Origin of the sequence: Flavihumibacter sp. CACIAM 22H1 (assembly GCF_001601815.1) — a bacterium.
Taxonomy (GTDB): Bacteria; Bacteroidota; Bacteroidia; order Chitinophagales; family Chitinophagaceae; genus Flavihumibacter.
The window spans coordinates 44,195-51,643 of record NZ_LUKG01000001.1 but is presented as its reverse complement, the minus strand read 5'-3'; the positions used below and the strand labels follow the sequence as shown (position 1 = coordinate 51,643).

4 protein-coding genes and 1 pseudogene are annotated in these 7,449 nt (G+C 44.5%); 3 read left to right on the top strand and 2 right to left on the bottom strand.

Annotation, left to right across the window (positions count from 1 at the left end; translation table 11 throughout):
- Both A1D16_RS00215 and A1D16_RS00210 read left to right on the top strand, forming a co-directional pair.
- Window positions 1-576, top strand: a pseudogene (locus A1D16_RS00215) (hypothetical protein); the annotation flags it as partial.
- A 17-nt stretch (window positions 577-593) separates the two neighbouring features.
- Window positions 594-2,180 carry a RagB/SusD family nutrient uptake outer membrane protein gene (locus A1D16_RS00210; protein WP_290706537.1) on the top strand — a complete coding sequence of 529 codons (1,587 nt, stop codon included), beginning with the start codon at window positions 594-596 and terminating at the stop codon, window positions 2,178-2,180.
- 45 nt (window positions 2,181-2,225) lie between these two features.
- On the opposite strand, the gene A1D16_RS00205 is transcribed toward A1D16_RS00210, so the two are convergent.
- Window positions 2,226-3,692, bottom strand: a complete 1,467-nt coding sequence (locus A1D16_RS00205; protein ID WP_290706535.1) for a sulfatase — start codon at window positions 3,690-3,692, stop codon at window positions 2,226-2,228.
- 104 nt (window positions 3,693-3,796) lie between these two features.
- Here A1D16_RS00205 and A1D16_RS00200 point away from each other — a divergent pair, with 104 nt between their 5' ends.
- Window positions 3,797-5,227: an arylsulfatase gene (locus tag A1D16_RS00200; protein WP_290706533.1), complete on the top strand. Its 1,431-nt coding sequence runs from the start codon at window positions 3,797-3,799 to the stop codon at window positions 5,225-5,227.
- Here A1D16_RS00200 and A1D16_RS00195 read toward each other — a convergent pair.
- Complete coding sequence (locus A1D16_RS00195) at window positions 5,220-7,439, bottom strand: cation:proton antiporter (RefSeq protein ID WP_290706531.1); 2,220 nt, start codon at window positions 7,437-7,439, stop codon at window positions 5,220-5,222. The two genes, A1D16_RS00200 and A1D16_RS00195, sit on opposite strands and share 8 nt — an antisense overlap.
- Window positions 7,440-7,449 lie beyond the last annotated feature (10 nt).

Here is a 7,449-nt window from a genome sequence, read left to right as displayed (position 1 = left end):
ATCGCGCCCAATACCAAGCCGGGCGATGTGAAATATGTCGACCTCAATAAAGACGGCCGGATCAATGCCGACGATTGGACCGTTATCGGTAATCCATTTCCTAAATACACATTCGGTGCAGTAGCGGAAATTTCGTACAAAAATTTCGCCTTGAACATGTTGTTCCAAGGAGCCGCTGATGTGGATACCCGATTATCAGGTGCTTTATCGGAGTACGGAATATTTGAGGGGTTCACCCACGAAATCGTTACTAATAATTACTGGACCCCCGAGCGCCCGAATGCACGGTTTCCCCTGCCCCGTAAAAGCGATCAGCGAAATGTAAATACCTCTGATCAGTTAATAATCGATGGGTCCTACCTGCGTTTGAAGAACTTGCAACTGACCTATACAGTTCCGTCAAACCTATTGCAGAAAGCAGGTATTAATTCGGCAAGAGTATATCTGTCTGGTACCAACCTGCTTACCTTCTCCAAGCTCAATGAATGGAACCTGGACCCGGAAGCAGAATCTGGTCGGGGTATTTATTATCCGCAAACCAGTTTGTATACCCTTGGACTGAATCTTAATTTTTAAGTCGTCAACCCATCAAAATGAAAAAAGCTTATTATAAAATTTTATTGCTAGCGCTTGCAGTAAGTGCAGGTGCCAGTTCCTGTAAGAAAGATATATTGGAAACTATTCCCAACGACCGCGTATCATCAGCCATTTACTGGCGTACTGAGTCAGATGCTATTTATGCTGTCAATTCTGTGTACTCTGCATTGGACGCAGTGAACCTGTTTGTGCTGGACGGGGTAACGGATATTGGGCATACAAATACCACGTTTACGGTGGAATACAATATTGAAAACGGTACCTACGATGCATCGCATTCAAGAATTCAGACCGAATGGCAGAATGGTTTCCGGGGAGTGTTCCTGGCCAATGATGTATTGGCGAATATTGACCGGGTTAGTACTACCAATACCGCGCTGATTGACCGTTTGAAGTCAGAAACCCGGGTGCTTCGTGCCTATTATTACATGAAGTTAACCGGTTTATACGGCGATCTTCCTTTGATAACCCGTCCTATTTCGGCAGCGGAAGGATTGTCTATAAGCCGCACCGCACAGGCAGAAATCTGGGATTTTATCGATACCGAATTAGCGGCATCTGCAGCCGCCTTACCAACCAGCTATGCAAATGCGGATAAGGGTCGGATTACGCGGGGCGCTGCCCTGGCCTTACAAGCACGTGCTAATCTCTGGGCCGGTAACTATGGGGGGGCGGCCACTGCGGCCAAAGCGGTAATGGATTTAAACGTGTATGACCTGGTGGATGAGTATGGTAAGCTCTTTACCTATGCCATGGAAAACAGCAAGGAAGTGGTGCTGGATAAGCAGTTCCTGGCCGGAACGCTGACGCATAACGCTTTTTCTTTTATGGGGCCATATAGCCAGCGCAATAGCTCTAGTAGTTTTGTTCCTACCAAATCGCTGGCAGATATGTATACCATGAAAAACGGGCTGGAAATTACGGATCCTGCCTCCGGATTTGATCCTGCACATCCGTATCTAAACCGCGATCCGCGGATGCGTTTCACTATGTTCCTGGATGGCGATCCCCTGCCCAGCGGTATATTGTTTCAACCTGTTCCGGGAGCCGGGGGCGCAGATGAGGTAGGCAAAACACAGTATAATACAGCCACCGGTTATTCGGTCAAAAAATATGTACTGGCCGACGATTTGCAAACACCGGGTGCCAGTGGGTTAAATTTCCAGTTGCTGCGTTATGCGGAAGTGTTGCTGACGTATGCGGAAGCTAAAATTGAGTTGAACCAGATCGACCAGTCGGTCTATGATGCGATCAATAAAGTAAGAACCCGTCCGGATGTAGGTTTGCCGGTATTGGCAGCGGGATTGACACAGGAGGAATTAAGGCAGGCGGTTCGGCGGGAGCGCACCATTGAACTGGCATTTGAGGGGTGGCGTTTGTTCGATATCCGCAGGTGGAAAATCGGTCCGCAGGTGATGACAGGGCCGGTATATGGGATTACTTATTATGAAAATGGAAATCCTGTTACGGTTCAGGTACCGAGTGTGGTACGGGTTTTCGATGCTTCCAAGCATTACTTATGGCCCATTCCGCAAAAGGAAACAGCGTTGAACCCGGCCCTTGGTCAGAATCCAGGTTGGTAGGTAAAGGCGTCAGACACATGTTAGAACATGTGTCTGACACCTTTCTTACAAAACACCCGCCGGGCGCACTTCCAAACCGCTCATTTTCGTAAGTCCATCACCAAGCATTTTACGGTATTGATCGGCAATTGAATGTAGTTCTTTGATAACTTCCGGATATAGTAACTGTACATCACGATCCTCTCCCGGATCCGTCCACAAATCATACAAAGCCAGTTTTACGGAATCGGTTCCATGTTTTCCCGGAAAACCATCTTTACCCGGAAGAGCAGGCGGACCATAGGTTTGGGATTGTGCCGCGAAAACCAATTTGAACCGTTCATTGCGAATGGCTTTCAAATTATTCTTGTCGTAATAATAAACAAATTCCTTACGGCCAATTTCTGTAGATTTTCCCGTCAGCACACCCGCCATATTTATACCATCAATTTTCAATTTCGGTGAGGGTGCACCACATAAGCTGGTAAGTGTAGGTAATATTTCCATCGTAGTGGCCAGTTGATTGTTTACCACACCAGCAGGCAGGGTGCCTTTCCAGCTCATGATGCAGGGCACCTTAACACCGCCATCCCAGGCAGTTCCTTTTCCTTCTCTTAATCCACCGGTATTACCCGCATGATTGCCAAAGGTTAACCAAGGACCATTATCGCTGGTGAAAATTACCAGGGTATTTTCAAGCAACCGGTTTTCTTCCAGTGTTTTCATGATGGCGCCGATCGACCAGTCAACTTCTTCCATTACATCGCCGAATAATCCGCCCTTGCTTTTTCCTTTGAATTTTTCGCTTGCTGCTATTGGCGTATGAACCATAGGATGTGCCAGGTAAAGAAAAAACGGAGATTTTTTATTCTTCTGAATGAACTGGATGGCACGCTCTGTAAATCGACGGGTTAATTGCGACTGATCCTGCAAGGTGCGAATGTATTCGATCGGTTTGTTCCCTTCAATTAATGGAAGTACCGGGTAAGTGGAGCGATAACTGGTGGTATCCGTCCACGGCGTTCCATCGTAATAAACAGGCCACATATCATTCGAATAGGGAATTCCAAGGTATTCATCAAACCCATGTTGCAATGGTAGATAGGGTTCCACATGCCCCAGGTGCCATTTTCCTACCATGCCGGTTTTGTATCCGGATTTTTTTAATAATTCCGGAATGGTTTCTTCGTTGGTATTCAGGCCAAACTTTGCATTATGATCAATTGCGCCGGAAATGCCAATCCTTGTCGGATAACAACCCGTTAACAGGGCACTTCTTGATGCAGTACAAACCGCCTGCGCTGCATAAAAATTCGTGAAACGAATACCTGAATAGGCCAGTTTGTCGAGGTTGGGTGTTTGATAAGGCCCCCCGCCGTAACAGACCGGATCGCCATAACCCATATCGTCCATAAATATTAAAACGACATTGGGTTTCGAAGGTGGTCTTTCCTTTTTTTCCGGCATTGCCTCCGGTTTAAATGATACCAGTACCGAACAACCGAAAAGCAATGCAAAATGTGATTTTCGCATAGTGTAAATTATTTAAATGAAGATACGTAAAATTCAGTCTGGATAAGCTTTGTAGCCGATTTATTAAATGAAAAAATGTATATTTAAATCCTATAAATAGATGTATGAAAAAAGTATCACGTATACGTATAACCGAATATTGTTTTTTAATCCTTTTATTCGGTCTTTTTTCACCTGCTAACGCACAAAAAAAACAGCGTCTGCCTAATATAATTTATATCCTTGCCGATGATTTAGGCTATGCCGACCTGGGCTGTTACGGTCAACAGAAAATAAAAACTCCCAATATTGACCAGCTTGCTGCAAAAGGGAAACGATTTACCAGCTTTTATGCAGGCAGCACAGTTTGCGCACCCTCCCGTGCCGCCCTGATGACAGGAAAACATACCGGTCATGTATCCATTCGCGGCAATGGAGAATTTCCCTTACCCCAAGACGAAAAAACAATACCGGAGTTATTAAAAGAGCGTGGATATGTAAATGGTATGATGGGGAAATGGGGACTTGGTTTAGCCGGTACAAGCGGCTCGCCGGAAACCCGTGGATGGGACTATTTTTCCGGGCATGTACACCATGTTGAAGGGCATTTTCAAAAGCCCGATTCTGCCTGGAAAATCAAGGATAAAGTGCTTGAAAAAACTAAAATTCCGGCAAACCTATATGTCAATGAATGGTTTACCAACGAAGCCCTTGAGTTTATTACTACTGAAAAGGAACATCCCTTTTTTCTTTATCTCTCCTTTACCCTTCCGCATGCAGAACTGGTAGTGCCCGATCAGTATATAAAACCATACCTGAAAGAAAATGGAGAAAGTATTTTTGCTCCTGAAAGGCCACATTTGCCTGGTCAGCATTATGGGCCTCAGCCCGCCCCCAGAGCGGCTTACGCTGCTATGGTTACACAGATGGATGATTATGTGGGAAAAATTGTACAACAGATACATGCGCTCGGCCTGGATGAAGAAACGATCATAATTTTTACCAGCGACAATGGAACGCATAAAGAGGGCGGAAGATCACTGGAAGATGCCACTCAATTTTTTCAAAGCAGCGGTCCCTTTAAAGGAATAAAACGCGACTTATACGAAGGTGGTATTCGGGTTCCTTTTATTATCCGGTGGGATACTAAAATTGAACAAGCAAGTTATACCGATGTGCCTGCCGCCAGTTGGGACCTGATGGCAAGTTTGGCAGCTATTGCCGAAATTCAGCCACCCGAAAATGACGGTATTTCGCTTCTTCCGATCTGGAAAAATACCGCTTCGAAAAAAATGCTTTCAACGTTCGCCAACCGAATTTTTTATTGGGAGTTTTATGAGCAGGGATATAAACAGGCTGTACGGCAGGGCAATTGGAAAGCCATCCGCTTTTACTCGAACGGTTTGCCAATTCGTACAGAACTATACAACCTGCGTACCGATAAAGGCGAAACAACAGACCTTTCTTCAAACCACACAAAAGAAGTTAAAGCACTTGAAAAAATTATGGACAAAGAGCGGAAACCATCTCCTAATAAGGCTTTCCAGATCAGGTAGCTGAGTTTTCCGGAAGTATTTGTGCTGCTTTTTTCCTGTTTCCAACCAATAACAAACGGTCATTTTCCATCAGTATAAAATCCGAGGAGGGGTTTAACAACCGCTCCTTTTTTCTTTCTACACCTACTACAAGGGTATTTGTTTTTTCCCGTAAACCTGTTTCCCGAATCGTTTTTCCGATAAAAGGATGACCCGCCGATAAGAGGAGTTTAAACGGTTCTATTTCTGTTCTTGCCTCACTCGGTTCAATTTCATTATTACGTAGTACGACCTGTAATTTTTGTACCTGTATTTCAGTGCCTATAACAAAAAGTTCATCACCCGGAAAGATGCAATCGTTTTTATCGGGTGTAACTACTGTATGCGTTTCCCTCTTAATAAGAACAAGGTTTACACCGATTTTTTCCCGCCATTGTAAAGTATGAAGGGGTTGCCCCAGGAAATTATAGTGCTTATCAATTTTAATTGGATAGATTCTGGCATTCCAGGGAGCCAGCTCTTTTTGTTGCTCAGGGTACTGGGTTGTTTCCCGCTGATTCAGGTTTGTTAAAAACCGGGCTTCGATTTTATTATATAATAACTGAATCTTTTGAGAGAATACAAACAACACTATCAAGCCTATCAGAACCACCAGCAGGCCTCCGTAATAATTGAAAAAGGTGAATACCAGGAAGCCGATCAGCAGGCAGGCAAGAAACAGTTTAATGGAATGGATCATTTTGATCAGTCGCGGATTCACGGTTTCACTATTGTAGTCTTTGTACGTTGGTACTCTGATCGCAAATGCCCATAAGAAGGGAGCAATGCATAAAAACGTGAATGCCGCAAGTGCATAATTGATCCAGAATTCTGTTTTCCAACCTATTAGAAGTGGTTGCAGAAAACCTGCGCTGGCCATTATTATACTTATTATTACACTGATCTGCAGGCTTCCGATCAGTACTTGTTGCTGCAGAAAACGTTTCCAGGAGCTGGAGGTTCTTGCTTTATTCACCGATACATTATATTGGCGCATGCGCTCCAGCAGAGGTTCCGGAATTCGGTTTTCAAGCAGCCTGGCGGCCCCGCCCGATATTTTAATTAGATAGGGCGTTGTAAGAGTGGTAACAGCCGAAATGGATACCGCAATGGGATATAAAAACTCACTGGTTACATTAAGGGTGGTTCCCAATGTTGCAATGATAAACGAGAATTCACCAATTTGTGCCAGGCTGAAGCCTGCCTGTACGGCGGTTTGAAAACTTTGACCAGACAAGAGGGCGCCTAACCCGGAACTTAAAATTTTACCAACTATTGTTACACCGCATAAGATCATTATAGGAACTGCATATTCCTGTAATATGGCCGGGTTAATTAACATGCCTACGGAAACAAAGAAAATTGCTCCGAAAAGGTCCTTTAACGGCATTACAAGGTGTTCAATGCGTTCTGCTTTGGTGGTTTCTGCAAGGATAGAACCCATTACAAAAGCGCCTAATGCCGGCGAAAAGCCTACCTGGTTAGCCAGTACCACCATTCCAAAGCAAAGGGTTACGGATAGCAGTAACAGTAATTCATTGGTGAGAATATTTTTGGCTTTTCGTAAGAGAGTTGGAATAAAAAAAATACCCATTACAAACCAGATCACCAGGAAAAACGAAAGTTTCAGGATTGAAAAAATCATTTCCGAGCCGGAAAATTGCTGGCTTACCGATAAGGTTGCCAATAATACCATCAGTATAATTGCTACCAGGTCTTCCACGATCAATACCCCAAAAACCAGGGAAGCAAATTGCCTTGATTTATAACCGAGCTCATCAAAAGCCCGGATAATGATGGTGGTTGAAGAGATTGATAAGATGCCGCCCAGGAACAAGCTGTCGATATGTGACCAGCCCATAGCAATGCCCGTACAGTAGCCTATAATGCTCATGGCGATCACCTCCACTACCGCTGTAATGGAGGCTGATCCGCCAACTTTTAAGAGCTTCCTGAAGCTGAATTCAAGCCCCAGGCTGAATAATAGAAAAATCACCCCGATTTCCGCCCATACTTTTATATTTTCTACTTCATACACCGTGGGAAACCATTTGAAATATGGACTAACAACAAAGCCCGCCAGGATATACCCCAGTACCAGGGGTTGTTTGAGCCATTTAAAAAGAAGGGTGGTAATGGCAGCCACTCCGAGTATAAGCGACAGATCAAGTATTAAATGCGGCAGGTGACTCATCGTTCGATTT